The sequence below is a fragment of the Amycolatopsis sp. CFH S0740 genome, assembly GCF_004522315.1.
GTDB classification, from domain to species: domain Bacteria; phylum Actinomycetota; class Actinomycetes; order Mycobacteriales; family Pseudonocardiaceae; genus Amycolatopsis; species Amycolatopsis nivea.
Genome location: NZ_SDLS01000054.1, coordinates 1 through 13,071, shown reverse-complemented (window position 1 = coordinate 13,071; position 13,071 = coordinate 1). Strand labels below are relative to the sequence as shown.

Below are 13,071 nucleotides of genomic sequence, written 5' to 3'. Positions count from 1 at the left end.
GTATTCACTACGTCGAATATTCGTGTCAAGGAATTCTTTGGGCCAGTCTCAGCCGGGCAGCAGCCGGGCGGCGAGGTTGCGCGCCGCCAGCCCCCGTTTCGTGCGCGGGACCAGCACCGATGCCGCCGTCCCGACCCCGCGCTGCTTGGGCTTCACGCGCGCTCGATGGGTCGCCTCGTAGCGCGCGAACGCCTCGGCGGGGGTGCCGTCAGCGAGCGCCGCGGCGAGGGTGTGCGCCCCGACGATCGCGAGGCTGGAACCGTCGCCGAGCAGCGAGACGCACGAGGCGGCATCGCCGACCAGCGCGACCCGGCCGCGATGCCACGTCGGCGGGTCGACGACGGCGACCGCGTCGAAGAACACGTCGTCGGCGGCTTCGAAGCGGGCCACCAGCTCCGGGACTCGCCAGCCTAGCCCGCGATAGGCCGAGGCCACGATTTCCTTGCCCTGTCCGGGATCCGGCGCGCGGAAGATGAACGCGACCCCGGAATTCCCCCGCACCGGATGGATCGCCACGAGCCTGCCCGGGCTGTTCAGCATGACCACGTCCTCCGGATAGTCCGACGGCTCGCCGAGCGACACCGTCCCGACGTACAGCCCCGCGTGCCGGACGAACTTCTCCTCAGCGCCGAACACCAGCCGCCGCACCGCCGAGTGCACACCGTCCGCGCCGATCACCAGGTCGAACCGACGCGGAGCAGCGTGCTCGAAGGTGACGTCGACCCCGCCGTCGTCCTGCTGCAACGCGGTGATGGTGTCCCCGAAGAGAATCTCCGCGTCGTCGCGCGCCGATTCGTACAGCGCGGAGGCGAGGTCGGCTCGCGGGACCTCGATCTCCTTGCGCACCGCCATCCGCACCGTGGTCACCGAACGCCCGCGCGCGTTGAGCACCCGCAGCCGCTTCGCGTGCGTCGCGACCTCGCGCAACCGCGGCACGACACCCATCGCGTCGGCCACCTCCATCGCGCCCGCGCGGACGTCCACCGGGTTGCCGCTGCTGCGCTGACCAGCCGCCCGTTCCACCACCGTCGGCCGGAATCCGTTGCGCGCCAACCAAAAGGCGAGCGTTGAACCGGCAATCCCGGCACCGCACACGAGCACGTCACGAGTCATGCACCCCAACATAACCGCATTCAGTGCAAATTTGCAATGAGTGCTGATTTGCACTCGGCGCCGTATGCTCGAGCCATGTCGCTCCGTGAACGCAAGCGCGCCCGCACCCGCCAGGCCCTGATCGACGCGGCCACGGATCTTTTCGAGCGCAACGGCTACGACGAGACGACGATCGCCGACATCGCCGCCGCCGCCGAGATCGGCACGCGCACGTTCTTCAGCTACTTCGCCAGCAAGGAAGAACTGCTGTTCCCCGACGCCGAGAGCCGGGTGCAGGCGTTGCTCGAGGCCCTCTCGAACCGCGCCCCGGACGACCGGCCGATCGACCTGCTGGTCCGCGTCCTCGCCGACGGCGGTGAGGTCAGCGACGACATCATCGGCAAGCTGACCCCGTTGCGGATGCGGCTGCTCCAAACCGTGCCCGCCGTGCAGGGCCGGGCGCTGCAAATCCAGTTCAACGCCGAGCGCCGGATCGCCGAAATCCTCGCCGAAGCCTTCCCCGACGAACTCGACGACCTCACCGCCCGCACGTTGACCGGAGCGTTCGCCGGTGCGGTGCGCGGAGCGTCGCAGGCGATGCTGGACCGCTCCGACGAACTGACCCCCGAACAGCGCGCCGAGGCGACCCGGCAGGCCATCGTGACGACCCTCGGGCCGCTGCTCAAGCGTGACTGACGTGCTCCGCGCACAGGCAAGCCACCGCGGTGTCGATCCACTCGCGGCCTTCCCATTCCGGATGCCGCTTGATCAGCTCCTCCCGCACTTCCGCGACCACGGTCGCCTCGGCCATCCCGGAATCGCGGCGGCGCCAGGTCTCGTCGCGCAGCAGTTCGAGGTAGACCCGTAGGTCGTCGAGCAGTTCCGGACCGCTGATGTCCCCGTGGCCGGGCACGACGATGTCCGGACGCTGCTGCGAAAGCTTCCGCATGACCTCGATCCAGCGGATCCCGGACACGTCGGTGTCGTGCGGCGGGAACCACGGGAAGATCGCGAACTGGCCGGTCTCGGCGAGGTCGCCGGTGAACAGGACGCCCGCGTCCGGGACCGTGACGACCTGGTCGCCCTTGCTGTGCGCGCGACCGGTGGCACGCAGCTGCACGACGCGGCCGCCGAGGTCGAGGTCGTGCGCCGAGTCGTAGACGACGTCCGGGGCCGGCAGTTCGACCCCCTCGAGCTGCCGCGCGACCGGCTCCCCCAGCCCGCTGAACATCCGCAGGTAGCCCGGGCCTTTCGCGGCGAGGTCGGTCGCCTGCGCGCGGTTGACCAGGTAGGTCGCGGCTCCGGCGAAGGTCTGCGCGCCGAACGCGTGCTCGGGGTGGAAATGCGTGGTGGTCAAGTAAATCCGGCGGCCGCGCGCGTACTCGGTCGCGAACTTCAGCACGGTTTCCGCGTTGCGCGGCCCCATGCCGGTCTCGACGACGAGCACGGAATGCGTCCCGCCGATGACGCCGACGTTCGGCACCAGCTGCACGCCCTGGTTCGGGACCACGACGAGGTCGCGGGCGAGTTCGCGCACCTGGGAGGTCTGCACGACGGGATCGGGATACGGGTAGTCGGCCATCGCCGGGGGCTCCTCGGAAAGCGCGGGATCAGGGACCGTTCCAGTCCAGCGCCGCGCCCGCGCGGTGTCCAAGACCGATCCGCTTTTTCCGATACCGCAAGGGTATTGTCGCTGGTTGTGGATCTCCGTTCGCTCCGGTACTTCGTCGCGGTCGCCGAGGAACGCCACTTCGGCCGGGCGGCGGCGCGGCTGCACATGACCCAGCCGCCGCTGAGCCGCGCGATCAAACAGCTCGAAACCGACCTCGGCGCGATCCTGCTGGAGCGTTCGCCGTCCGGGGTCGCGCTCACCGCCGCCGGGACCGCGCTCTACGACGAGGCCCGCACCCTGCTCGCGGGAGCCGACCAGGTCCGCGCGCGGGTCGCCGCCGCGGCCGGGCCGGGAACGCTCAGGCTCGGCACCCTCGCCGACAGCTCGGAACCGGTCGGGATCCGGCTCGCCGGCGAGTTCCGCGAACGGCATCCGGGCGTGCGGATCAGCGTCCGCGAGGCCGATCTCACCGATCCCACCACCGGCCTGCGCGCCGGGCTCGTGGACGTCGCGCTTACCCGGATTCCGTTCGACACCACCGGAATCCGCACGCGTGTGCTGCGCTCCGATCCGATGGGCGTCGTGCTGCGCGCGGACGATCCGCTGGCCGGACGCGCCGAGGTGCGCCGGGAGGAGCTCGCCGACCGGGCGTGGTTCCGGTTTCCCGACGGCACCGACCCGCAGTGGCAGGCGTTCTGGAGCGGCGGCGGCACCGGCGGCCCGGTCGTGCGGACGGTGCACGAATGCCTGCAAGCCGTGCTGTGGAACGGAACCGTCGGGTTGGCCCCGCTCGCGCACTCGTTTCCCGAGGGCGTCACGACGGTCCCGCTGGCCGGCTGCCCGCCGAGCCGGCTCGTGGTCGCCTGGCGCGAGGACTCCGCGCCGCCGCTGGTCCGCTCGTTCGTCGAACTCGCCGTGCGCATCGCCGGGCTCGACGGCCGCGAAACCCCCGCGAACCCGTAGGCTGGGCCCGGACATCGGGGAGGTGCAGGCGGTGCCGGAACGCAATCCGCTGCGGATCCTGCGCAAATGCGCGGACTGGTTCGAAAACCGCGGCGTGTACATCCCCGGCGAGGAAAGCCGCGCGGTCGACCCGGTGCGCGACTTCGGCTGGCTCATGGTCGCCTGGGGCGCGGGGGTCGCGGTGTTCATCCTGTTGTTCGCGTTCGCGGTCTGAATCCCGACCTCCGGCCGTTGACATCGGGGTGACGACTGTCACCCGGTGTGCTCTTTCGATCACGGATCGGCCACGGGTGTACACCAGGTCCGCGTCTTCCGCACCGTGGCGGCATTAGTGCCGCCAGAGTGGAGCGGGTCCGCCCGGCAACTACGCCGAACGGCACACCGCCCCACCCCGACTGGAGTACCCCCGCGATGGCGCCCCCGCGCACCCCGAAGCTGTTGTTGACCGCCTGCCTGCTGTTCTCCGTGGCAGCCTGCGGCGGCGTCAACGCTCGGGAAGGCTCCGCCGCGATGGGCGTCGGCAACCCGGCGGCGCAGCCCGCGGCCGCGCAAGCCTCCGGCGACCTGCAGTTCGGTGCCAACCACCGCTTCGCCAGCGGGATCACGGTCTCGCTGTCGGCCCCGCAGTCCTTCCAGCCGAGCCCGGCGGCGTATCCGCGCAGCGCTCGCGCGGCGGCGTTCTACATCCAGGTCACGAACAACGGCACCGACCCGTACCGCGTTTCCGCGCTCTCGGTCACCGCGACGGTCGCCGGGAAGCCGGCGAAGCAGGTCGTGGACGCCACCCAGGGGCTCGGCGGCGTTTCCGACGCGGGCAAGGACCTGATGCCGGGCCGGTCTACGCAGGTCACGCTGGCTTTCGCGGTGCCGGCGGAGAGTGCTCGGATGGCCGTGCAGGTGCGGCCGAGCACGGGCGAGCCCGCCGTCGTCACGTATTGCGGAGACGCCTGAATTACTCTCGTCCCCATGACCGACCAGCGACTTGCCGTGGGCGACGAAGCGCCCGGATTCACCCTGCCGGACAGCACCGGCAAGAACGTCTCGCTCAGCGACTTCCGCGGCCAGGCCGTGGTGGTGTACTTCTACCCGGCCGCGAGCACGCCGGGATGCACCAAGCAGGCTTGCGATTTCCGGGACAACCTCGCGGAACTGAACGACGCGGGGTACCAGGTGCTGGGGATTTCGCCGGACAAGCCGGAGAAGCTGGCGAAGTTCGCCGAGGCGGAGAAGCTGACGTTCCCGCTGCTGTCCGATGTGGACAAGGAAGTGCTGTCCGCATGGGGAGCGTTCGGGGAGAAGAAGAATTACGGGAGGATCGTGCAGGGCGTGATCCGGTCCACGTTCATCGTGGACGCGGAGGGGAAGATCGCCAAGGCCGCCTACAACGTGCGGGCGACCGGGCACGTGGCGAAGTTGATCCGGGATCTGGGGATCTCCGCCTGAATGGGCTCCCGACGCGCGGAGAGGCCGGGCTGGCCTCTCCGCGCGATCGGTCAGCGACGCACCGGATAGCGCAGGTGCAGTACCCGATCGCCCTGGACCACCTCGGGGTTCTCCAGCAGGTGCTGTGCGTTGACTGAGCCGAAGTAGCGTTTGCCGGATCCGAAAACCACCGGCACCACGTCCATGCGCACCTCATCGACTAGGCCCGCGGCTAATGCTTGGCCGCCGACGTCGCCAGCGGCGATCTCGACGATGCGGTCGCCGGCCAGCTCTTGTGCTTTGGCCACGGCTGCCTTGACGCCGTCGACGAAGTGGAACGGCGCTTCTGCGTCCCAGCCTTCGGGCGCTGGGCGGTGGGTCACGACGACCACGTGGTCGATTCCGCTCGGCGGTTTTCCGCCCCAGCCGTCGGTCAGGTCGAAGACGTGGCGGCCCGCGACCGTCACCCCGATCTGGTCCCAGTACGCACGGGTGTAGTCGTACGAGGCCTGCGACACCTTCAGCACGCCGCTCTCGTCCAGCGGGACGTCGCCGCTGGTCAGCCAGTCGAACAGCGGACCCGGCTGGTCGTTTTCGCCGGCGATGAAGCCGTCCGCCGACACCGAGCTGTACATGACGACCTTGCCCACGGGGGTTCTCCTCTGCCTCAGGTGGCCCCAAATTAGCGGGTCGCGCGCGGTCGCTCTTGTAAGAAATCAATCGGCGGGAAGCGGCCAGCCGTCCAAGGTGTGGCCGGGATGTTCGCGCAGGAACCGCCGCCGGACTTCGAGGTACCGGGTCGGCGTGAACCCGGTGAACTCCCGGAACTCGTGGGCGAAGTGGGCCTGGTCGAAGTAGCCCGCGCGACCGGCCAGGTCGCTCCAGTCGACCGGTCCGGCCGGGTCGATCGCGAACACGGCGGCGGTGAAGCGGTGCGTGCGGGCAAGCCGCTTCGGGGTGACGCCGACGAGTGCCTTGAACCGTTGTGCCAGGTGGGTGCTGCTGACCCCGGCTGCCTCGCTCAAGCCGCCGATCGCCACCGCGCCGCGAGTGGCCGCGATGATGCTGCTCATCTGGCGGACCAGGCCCAACCCCGTGGTTTCGGTCAGCCGTCGCATCAGTTCGGCTTCAAGGAGTGCCAGCATTTCGTGCGGTCCGGTTGCCGTGGCGAGGCGGTCTCGCAGTTCGGCGATGGCGGGCCGGCCCCAGACCTGTTCAATCGTCACCGGCCGGTCGCACAGTTCGGCGGCGGGCATCGGCAGGAAGGGCGCCAGCCCCCACGGTTTGAAGTGCACGCCGACGGAGCGGGTCCCGGGCGGATAGCCGAATTCGTAGGCGCGGGTGGGCATGGTGATCACGCAGCCGTCGGCGTACTCGGCTGTCTCGAGACCGGTGCGGATCCGGAACGGTGCCCCGAGGTTGACGATGAACAGCGCCGACGGTGCCGGCGGCAGCGTCAGCCGGGCGTACGGCGGCGTGCCCGCCAGGTAGTAGATGTCGTCGATCAGGCCGTCCAGCGGCGGTCGCGGCACCTGGGACACGTACTCCACGCAGCCAGCATTGCCGAGAGCCGCCAGCCAGCGCTACTCGCGGGGGAATCGCAGGGTGAAGGTGGTGCCGCGCCCGGGCGTGCTCGCGGCGGTGACTTCGCCGCCGTGGGCTTCGGCTAGTTTCCGGACGATCGCCAGGCCTAGCCCGCTGCCGCCGGACGCTCGGCTTCTGGAGGGATCCGCGCGCCAGAAACGATCGAAAACCCGGGGCAGATCTTCGGCGGCGATACCGGTTCCGGTATCGGTTACTTCGAAAATCGCGTCGTTTTCGGCTTGCCTCGCGGTGACGGTTACCGAGCCGCCGGGCGGGGTGTGGCGGATGGCGTTCGAGACCAGGTTGTCCAGGGCTTGGCGCAAGCGCACTGGATCCGCCGTGATGGCCGGGTTTTCCATGGGCGGGACCGAAAGACGGACGTCGGCGGATTCGGCTCGCGGGGCATGCGCGGCGGCCAAGTGGGTCAGCAGGGTGTTGGCGTCGATGGGTTCGGGGTGGACGCGCAGCGCACCGGCGTCGGCCAAAGCCAGGTCTTGCAGGTCGTCCACGATGTGTTGCAAGTGGACCGCTTCTTCCAGCAGGGAGGCCACCAGGTCGTCGTCGAGCTGGCTGATGCCGTCCTGCGCCGCTTCCAGCCAGCCTCGGATCGTGGACAGCGGAGTGCGCAGTTCGTGCGCGACGTCGCTGACCATCGCCTTGCGGGCGTTCTCCAGCTCTTCCCTCGCCCGCGCCATCTCGTTGAACGCGGTGGCCAGGCGGGCGATCTCGTCCTTGCCTTTGACGCGGACCCGGGCGCCCGTCTCGCCTGCTTTGAGGCGTTGGGCCGCGCCGGTCAACGCGCGGAGGGGGCGGATCAGGCGGATCGACGCCAGTGCGGTGACGATGACCGTCAGCAGCAGGATCGCGGCGGTGACGGCGATCAGCTTCGTGCGGTTTTCCGAGGAGAGGGTGAAGCCGGTCGGGGGCTGGTCGGTGCCCTTTTCGGTGATGTAGAGCCAGGCCGCGGGGGCGACGTAGGGGGTCAGCTGCTCTTTGCGGGCCGAGGTTACGCAGTTGGTGATGGTCTGGTCGGTGGCTTGGACGACGGGGCCGTCGAAGGTCCACAAGAGACCCAGTTTGGCGACCGGGATCGTGCTGTCGTTCCGGCCGAGGCAGGCGTCGATCAGGCCGGACAGCTTGTCCAGGGCGGCTCGCTCGGTCTCGGTGGGGCGTTCCAGGAGAGCGGTGCCGCATTGGGCGGTGCCCGCGGGCGCGATCACCCGGGGGTGGCCGCTCGGGGAGATTTCCAGGCTGCCCAGGCCGGTTCTGCGCTGAGTGCAGGACAGGACCTTGTCGGCGATTTCCTGCAGTTCTTCGCGTTCGTCGGCGGGGAGCCGGTAGGGGCCGACCGCGTCGGGGTCGATGCGGTCCGGGGTGGATTTGATGCCCAGCCGGGTGTCGACCGCCAAGGGATCGATGACCGCGGACGGCTGCGGCGGGAGTTTGCCCGGGTTTTGTTCGGAACTGGCGATCAGCTTGCCCTGCGGGGTGGTCAGGACGATCTTGCGGCCGGTTTTCTCCGCGTAGTCGTTGATGGTCTTGGCCGCGCCGGACCACGTGGGATGGGTGGCCGCGTACGAGAGGAGGGCCTGGTAGATCGTGCCGTCGTCGGCGAAGAGCTGGCCTTGTTCCCGTTCGATGGCACCGGAAGTGGTCCGGGACGCCAGCCAGGCGGTGGCGGCGATGGCGCACACCGCGATCGCGGCGGTTACCGCGAAGAGGCGGAAGAGGAGGCTACGGGGCATCGGACTTCGCGGTCAGTTTGTAGCCGACGCCGTAAACCGTCAGGAGTTTCGCGGGTTTTCTCGGATTGGCTTCGATTTTCTTCCGGAGGTTCATGACGTGGACGTCAATGGCGCGCTGCGTGATGTAGCGGTCGAAGCCGTGCAGATGTTCCAGGAGTTGCGCCCTGGTGAAAACCTGGTCCGGCCGAGCGGCCATGATCTCCAGGATCCGGAATTCCCCCGGAGTCGTTTCGATCGGGTTTCCGCTTACCGCGACCTCGTGCCTTTCCTTGTCGACGGTCAGCGTGCCGACTTTGAGCGGACCGTCTTTCGCCGAGTTCGTTCTGCGGAGCAGGGTCCGGACCCGCGCCATGAGTTCGCGCGGGCTGTAGGGCTTGGTGACGTAATCGTCCGCGCCCAGGTCGAGGCCCTGGAGCAGGTCGTCCTCGGTCGAACGGGCCGTGAGCATGAGGATCGGCAGGTCGGACGAGGCCCGGATGGTCCGGCAGACGGTCAGCCCGTTCATGCCGGGGAGCATCACGTCCAGGATCAGGAGATCGGGTTCCGCCGCGCGGATTTCCGCCAGTGCGGCCTCGCCGGTGGGCGCGACGATCACGGTGTGCTGTTCGTGTTCGAGGTAGCGGCGGACCAGTTCCGCTTGTTTCGGATCGTCTTCGGCAAGGACGATATGGGCGCACATGCTTGCCGAGACTAGCCCGAGTCCCATCCCGGAGCCACCAGCGCGGCTCCGGGACGGACCCGGCGGTTATGCGTCGGCCAGTTTCCGCAAGGCCGGCAGAAGTGCGCGCAACGCTTTCCCGCGGTGCGAAACGGCGTCTTTTTCCGCCGGGGCCAGTTCCGCGCTGGTTTTCGTTTCGTTTTCCGGCACGAAGATCGGGTCGTAGCCGAAACCGTTGGTCCCGCGCTTTTCCCTCGTCAGCGTGCCGCGCCAGTCGCCGCGGACGACGGTGGTTTCGCCGGACGGAAGGGCCAGTACGGCGGCGCAGACGAAGGCCGCGCCCCGGCGCTCGTCCGGGGTGTCGGTCAGCTGCGCCAGCACCAGGTTCAGGTTCGCTTCGTCGTCGCCGTGCTTGCCGGACCAGCGGGCCGACAGGACGCCCGGCATGCCGTTCAGCGCGTCGACGGTGAGGCCCGAGTCGTCCGCGATGGCGGGCAAGCCGGTGGCGGCCACGGCGTCGCGTGCTTTGGCCGCGGCGTTGCCTTCGAAGTCGGGAGCCGTTTCCGGGGCTTCCGGGAACTCCTCGACGTCGTTCAGGCCGAGCACCTCGATGCCCTGGATGCCTTCCGCCTCCAGGATCCGGCGCAGCTCGCCCAGTTTCTTCGCGTTCCGCGTGGCCAGCAGCAGCTTGGTCACTTCTGGCCCTTCTTCTTGTCCGGCCGCGGTTCCGGCAGCTCGCCCGGGTACGGCAGCGCCAGCGCTTCGTTCTGCAGCCGGGTCAGTTCCGCGCAGCCGCCCAGCGCCAGGTCGAGCATGGTGTCCAAAGTGGACCGCGCGAAGGTAGCTCCCTCGCCGGTGCCCTGGACCTCGATGAGGGTTCCGGCGTCGGTGGCGACCACGTTCATGTCGACCTCGGCGCGCGAGTCCTCCTCGTACGGCAGGTCGAGGCGCACCCGGCCGTCCACGACGCCGACGCTGACCGCCGCCACCGAGGACGACAGCGGCTGCGGGTCATTGAGCCGGTTCGCCGCGCCCAGCCAGGTGATCGCGTCCGCCAGGGCCACATACCCGCCGGTGACCGCGGCGGTGCGGGTGCCGCCGTCCGCCTGGATCACGTCGCAGTCGATGACGATCGTGTTCTCGCCGAGCGCGGCCAGGTCGATGCACGCGCGCAAGGAGCGGCCGATCAGCCGGGAGATCTCGTGCGTCCGCCCGCCGATCCGGCCCTTGACCGCTTCGCGGTCGCTGCGGGTGTTGGTCGCGGACGGGAGCATCGCGTACTCCGCGGTCACCCAGCCGAGACCGGACCCGGCCCGCCAGCGCGGCACGCCCTCGGTCACGCTCGCCGCGCACAGCACCCTGGTGTTGCCGAACTCGACGAGCACCGACCCGGCAGGCCACTTCTGGAACCCGCGGGTGAGCTTCACTTCGCGGAGCTGGTCGTCGTTCCTGCCATCTTTTCTCACCACGGGGAGCACTCTAGGACGTACCTCTGACACTTTCCGATCAGAGGTCGTAGATCGCGCCCTGCGTCACCAGCTCGGCGTCCGGGAACACCGCTCTGGCCTCGGCCAGGACGGCATTGCGGTCCGTCCACGGCGCGACGTGAGTCAGCAGCAGACGGCCGACACCGGCGTCCTTGGCCAGTTCACCTGCCTCTTTCCCGGAGAGGTGGACGCCTTTCGGACGGTCGGCAGCATCGGTCCAGGACGCTTCCGAAAGCAAGACATCGACACCGTCGGCCAGTTCGCCGAGGCCGCGGCACAGTCCGGTGTCGCCGGTGTACGCGAGAATGGTGCCGCCGTACGCGATGCGTAGGCCGAATGCAGGCGTCGGGTGGTACACGGCGACAGCGGTCACGTCGAAGGGACCGATCTCGATCCGCTCTTCGCGCAGTTCGTGGAACTCGTACACGTCCGACAGGTCCACGGCGGCTCGCTCAGCCGCGTCGGCTGCGTACGCGTGCGCGAGGCGCGAAGGCGCGTCTGCGGGTGCGTACAGCGGCAACCGTCGCGGCCGCGCGGGGTACGGCGGCGCGGGGTGGTAGCGGCGAAGCACGGTGAGGGAGTTGACGTCGGCGCAGTGGTCGGCGTGCAGGTGCGAAAGGACGAGCGCGTCCAGGTCGAACGGGTCCAGCACGGTCTGCAATTGGGCGAACGCGCCCGAGCCCAGCTCGAGACCGAGCCGGTAGCCCTCCGCCTCCAGGAGGTACCCGGACGCGGCGGCGTTCGGCCCGGGGATGCTGCCCGAACACCCGAGGATCGTCAGTCGCACCCCGTCACCCTAACTCCGCTCAGCAGCGCCGCAGCGTCACGCGCTGACCGGGTCCAGCGCACCCGGCGCGAAGCCCATGAACCGCTGCGCCAACCGGGCGAACGGCTCCGGCGAACCGGTGGCGAGGAACTCGTGCTTCGGCGGTTCGTCGCGTTCGGCGAGCAGGTCGAGTTCGGTCAGCACGCGGTAGAGGTCCTTGGCGGTTTCGTCGGCGCTGGAGACGAGCGTGACGTCCTGCCCCATCACGATCTGCAGCACGCCGGACAGCAGCGGATAGTGCGTGCAGCCGAGGATGAGCGTGTCGACTTCGGCTTCGAGCAACGGCTGCAGATAACCCTGTGCCAGACCGAGGATCTGTCGGCCGGTAGTGATGCCGCGCTCCACGAAGTCCACGAAGCGCGGGCAGGCGACGCTAGTGAGGCGTACGTCGGGCGCGGCCGCGAAGGCGTCGTCGTACGCCCTCGAACGCACAGTGCCCTCGGTGCCGATCAGACCGACGCGTCCGCTGTGCGTCGCGACGGCGGCTCGACGCGCGGCCGGAAGGACCACTTCGATGACAGGTACGTCGTAGCGTTCGCGCGCGTCGCGAAGGCAAGCTGCAGACGCTGTGTTGCACGCGATCACCAACGCCTTCACGCCGCTCTCGACCATGTCGTCGAGAGCAGCCAACGCGTACTCGCGAGCGGTGGCGATGGGCAACGGGCCGTACGGGTTGCGCGCGGTGTCGCCGACGTAGCGCAGCTGTTCGGCAGGCAGCAGTTCGAGAATCGAGCGTGCGACGGTGAGCCCGCCGACGCCGGAATCGAAAACACCGATGGGCGCGCCTGGAGAACTCACATCCCGAGGTTACCCGGGGTCGTCGGCTCGCTCCTCGGGGATTTGACGCGTTCCCCGCGTGAGGTCAGCCACGCGGCGAGGATGCCGGCCAGCGCGCCGAAGAGGTGACCCTGCCAGGAGATGCCGGGGTTGCCGGGCAGCAGGCCCCAGAGCATCCCGCTCCAGATGCCGAGCAGCACGACGGCGACCGCGATCTGCGCGAGCGACCGGTGGAACAGGCCGCGCACCAGCAGGTACGCGAGCCAGCCGAAGGCGAGCCCGGACGCGCCCACGGTGTAGGCGCCCGACGGTCCGACCAGCCACACGCCGAGCCCGGAAACCAGCCAGATGATCGCGGTGACCACGGCGAACCGGCCGATGCCCGCCGCCATCGCGAGGAATGAGAAGACCAGCACCGGCACCGTGTTGGAGAACAGGTGCGACCAGCCCGCGTGCAGCAGCGGGGCCCAGAGGATGCCGTCGAGACTGGACGCCTCCCGCGACAGGATCCCGCCGTGCGTGAACTCGCCGGGGAGGATCACGTCGAGCAGTTCCACGAGGTACAGCACCGCCACGAACCCCAGCGCGACGAACGCCGCGGCCTTGGGATGGGGCGGCAGGATGCGCTTCGCGGCGTCGACCGGCTTGCCGCTGCCAGCGGCGGGCGGCGGCGACGTCGGCGGGAGGGGAGGCAGTGTGCTCACGACCTCAGGCTACGTCGGGGGCGAGCGGACGGCCTCGGGAGAAATCCCTGAACTTGGGCTCCGGGTGACGCGGCCGTGAAGGACTCCTTGAGGGAATCTAAGTCCGTGAGGGGCCCTTCACGGACTTGCCGCTTCCGGACCGTCCGTGAAGGGCCCCTTGAAGGAATCTGATTCCCTCAAGGAGTCCTAATGGGTTGTGTT

General features: G+C 69.3%; 16 protein-coding genes. 5 read left to right on the top strand and 11 right to left on the bottom strand.

The window, feature by feature from the left end; genetic code table 11:
- Positions 1-48 precede the first annotated feature (48 nt).
- Entirely contained in the window at positions 49-1,113 is a 1,065-nt protein-coding gene (locus tag EIZ45_RS44675) for an FAD-dependent oxidoreductase (RefSeq protein WP_134670100.1), read from the bottom strand.
- A gap of 75 nt (positions 1,114-1,188) precedes the next feature.
- Between EIZ45_RS44675 and EIZ45_RS44670 the strand changes: the two genes are divergently transcribed.
- Positions 1,189-1,788: a TetR/AcrR family transcriptional regulator gene (locus tag EIZ45_RS44670; protein ID WP_134670098.1), complete on the top strand. Its 600-nt coding sequence runs from the start codon at positions 1,189-1,191 to the stop codon at positions 1,786-1,788.
- Here EIZ45_RS44670 and EIZ45_RS44665 read toward each other — a convergent pair.
- Complete coding sequence (locus EIZ45_RS44665) at positions 1,775-2,674, bottom strand: MBL fold metallo-hydrolase (RefSeq protein WP_134670096.1); 900 nt, start codon at positions 2,672-2,674, stop codon at positions 1,775-1,777. The two genes, EIZ45_RS44670 and EIZ45_RS44665, sit on opposite strands and share 14 nt — an antisense overlap.
- Before the next feature lie 117 nt (positions 2,675-2,791).
- Between EIZ45_RS44665 and EIZ45_RS44660 the strand changes: the two genes are divergently transcribed.
- The 4 genes from EIZ45_RS44660 (at position 2,792) to bcp (ending at position 5,110) form a co-directional block, all read left to right on the top strand.
- A complete protein-coding gene (locus EIZ45_RS44660; RefSeq protein WP_134670094.1) occupies positions 2,792-3,667 on the top strand; it encodes a LysR family transcriptional regulator in 876 nt (291 codons plus the stop codon).
- A gap of 31 nt (positions 3,668-3,698) precedes the next feature.
- The gene (locus tag EIZ45_RS44655; protein ID WP_037358542.1) at positions 3,699-3,881 is read left to right on the top strand and encodes a hypothetical protein; all 183 of its coding nucleotides are present in this window, start codon (positions 3,699-3,701) and stop codon (positions 3,879-3,881) included.
- Positions 3,882-4,078: 197 nt separating this feature from the next.
- Positions 4,079-4,618: a hypothetical protein gene (locus EIZ45_RS44650; protein ID WP_037815248.1), complete on the top strand. Its 540-nt coding sequence runs from the start codon at positions 4,079-4,081 to the stop codon at positions 4,616-4,618.
- 15 nt (positions 4,619-4,633) lie between these two features.
- Positions 4,634-5,110, top strand: a complete 477-nt coding sequence (gene bcp, locus EIZ45_RS44645) for a thioredoxin-dependent thiol peroxidase (RefSeq protein ID WP_037815250.1) — start codon at positions 4,634-4,636, stop codon at positions 5,108-5,110.
- Between the two features lie 50 nt (positions 5,111-5,160).
- Here bcp and EIZ45_RS44640 read toward each other — a convergent pair whose 3' ends face one another.
- The 9 genes from EIZ45_RS44640 to EIZ45_RS44600 form a co-directional block, all read right to left on the bottom strand.
- A complete protein-coding gene (locus tag EIZ45_RS44640) occupies positions 5,161-5,739 on the bottom strand; it encodes a dihydrofolate reductase family protein (protein WP_134670092.1) in 579 nt (192 codons plus the stop codon).
- 66 nt (positions 5,740-5,805) lie between these two features.
- Complete coding sequence (locus tag EIZ45_RS44635; RefSeq protein ID WP_134670119.1) at positions 5,806-6,621, bottom strand: AraC family transcriptional regulator; 816 nt, start codon at positions 6,619-6,621, stop codon at positions 5,806-5,808.
- 51 nt (positions 6,622-6,672) lie between these two features.
- The gene (locus EIZ45_RS44630; protein WP_134670090.1) at positions 6,673-8,418 is read right to left on the bottom strand and encodes a cell wall metabolism sensor histidine kinase WalK; all 1,746 of its coding nucleotides are present in this window, start codon (positions 8,416-8,418) and stop codon (positions 6,673-6,675) included.
- Entirely contained in the window at positions 8,408-9,097 is a 690-nt protein-coding gene (locus EIZ45_RS44625; protein WP_043827855.1) for a response regulator transcription factor, read from the bottom strand. The genes EIZ45_RS44630 and EIZ45_RS44625 overlap by 11 nt, the downstream gene beginning before the upstream one ends.
- Before the next feature lie 66 nt (positions 9,098-9,163).
- On the bottom strand, positions 9,164-9,772 hold the full coding sequence (gene rdgB, locus EIZ45_RS44620) for an RdgB/HAM1 family non-canonical purine NTP pyrophosphatase (protein WP_043827854.1): 609 nt from the start codon (positions 9,770-9,772) through the stop codon (positions 9,164-9,166).
- Positions 9,769-10,545 (bottom strand): ribonuclease PH, encoded by a 777-nt coding sequence (rph, locus tag EIZ45_RS44615; RefSeq protein ID WP_037815257.1) that lies wholly within the window; start codon positions 10,543-10,545, stop codon positions 9,769-9,771. Before rph ends, rdgB begins: the two co-directional genes overlap by 4 nt.
- A 37-nt stretch (positions 10,546-10,582) precedes the next feature.
- Complete coding sequence (locus EIZ45_RS44610; protein WP_037815259.1) at positions 10,583-11,350, bottom strand: MBL fold metallo-hydrolase; 768 nt, start codon at positions 11,348-11,350, stop codon at positions 10,583-10,585.
- A 36-nt stretch (positions 11,351-11,386) separates the two neighbouring features.
- Positions 11,387-12,187: a glutamate racemase gene (gene murI / locus EIZ45_RS44605; RefSeq protein ID WP_037815260.1), complete on the bottom strand. Its 801-nt coding sequence runs from the start codon at positions 12,185-12,187 to the stop codon at positions 11,387-11,389.
- The gene (locus EIZ45_RS44600; protein ID WP_370318249.1) at positions 12,184-12,870 is read right to left on the bottom strand and encodes a rhomboid family intramembrane serine protease; all 687 of its coding nucleotides are present in this window, start codon (positions 12,868-12,870) and stop codon (positions 12,184-12,186) included. Before EIZ45_RS44600 ends, murI begins: the two co-directional genes overlap by 4 nt.
- Positions 12,871-13,071: the final 201 nt, after the last annotated feature.

Bases quoted from the DNA above. Each gene is read 5' to 3' on its own strand.
- EIZ45_RS44650 (WP_037815248.1), top strand. From the start codon at position 4,079: ATGGCGCCCCCGCGCACCCCGAAGCTGTTGTTGACCGCCTGCCTGCTG.
- EIZ45_RS44675 (WP_134670100.1), bottom strand. From the start codon at position 1,113: ATGACTCGTGACGTGCTCGTGTGCGGTGCCGGGATTGCCGGTTCAACG.
- EIZ45_RS44665 (WP_134670096.1), bottom strand. From the start codon at position 2,674: ATGGCCGACTACCCGTATCCCGATCCCGTCGTGCAGACCTCCCAGGTG.
- EIZ45_RS44670 (WP_134670098.1), top strand. From the start codon at position 1,189: ATGTCGCTCCGTGAACGCAAGCGCGCCCGCACCCGCCAGGCCCTGATC.
- EIZ45_RS44630 (WP_134670090.1), bottom strand. From the start codon at position 8,418: ATGCCCCGTAGCCTCCTCTTCCGCCTCTTCGCGGTAACCGCCGCGATC.
- EIZ45_RS44625 (WP_043827855.1), bottom strand. From the start codon at position 9,097: ATGTGCGCCCATATCGTCCTTGCCGAAGACGATCCGAAACAAGCGGAA.
- bcp (WP_037815250.1), top strand. From the start codon at position 4,634: ATGACCGACCAGCGACTTGCCGTGGGCGACGAAGCGCCCGGATTCACC.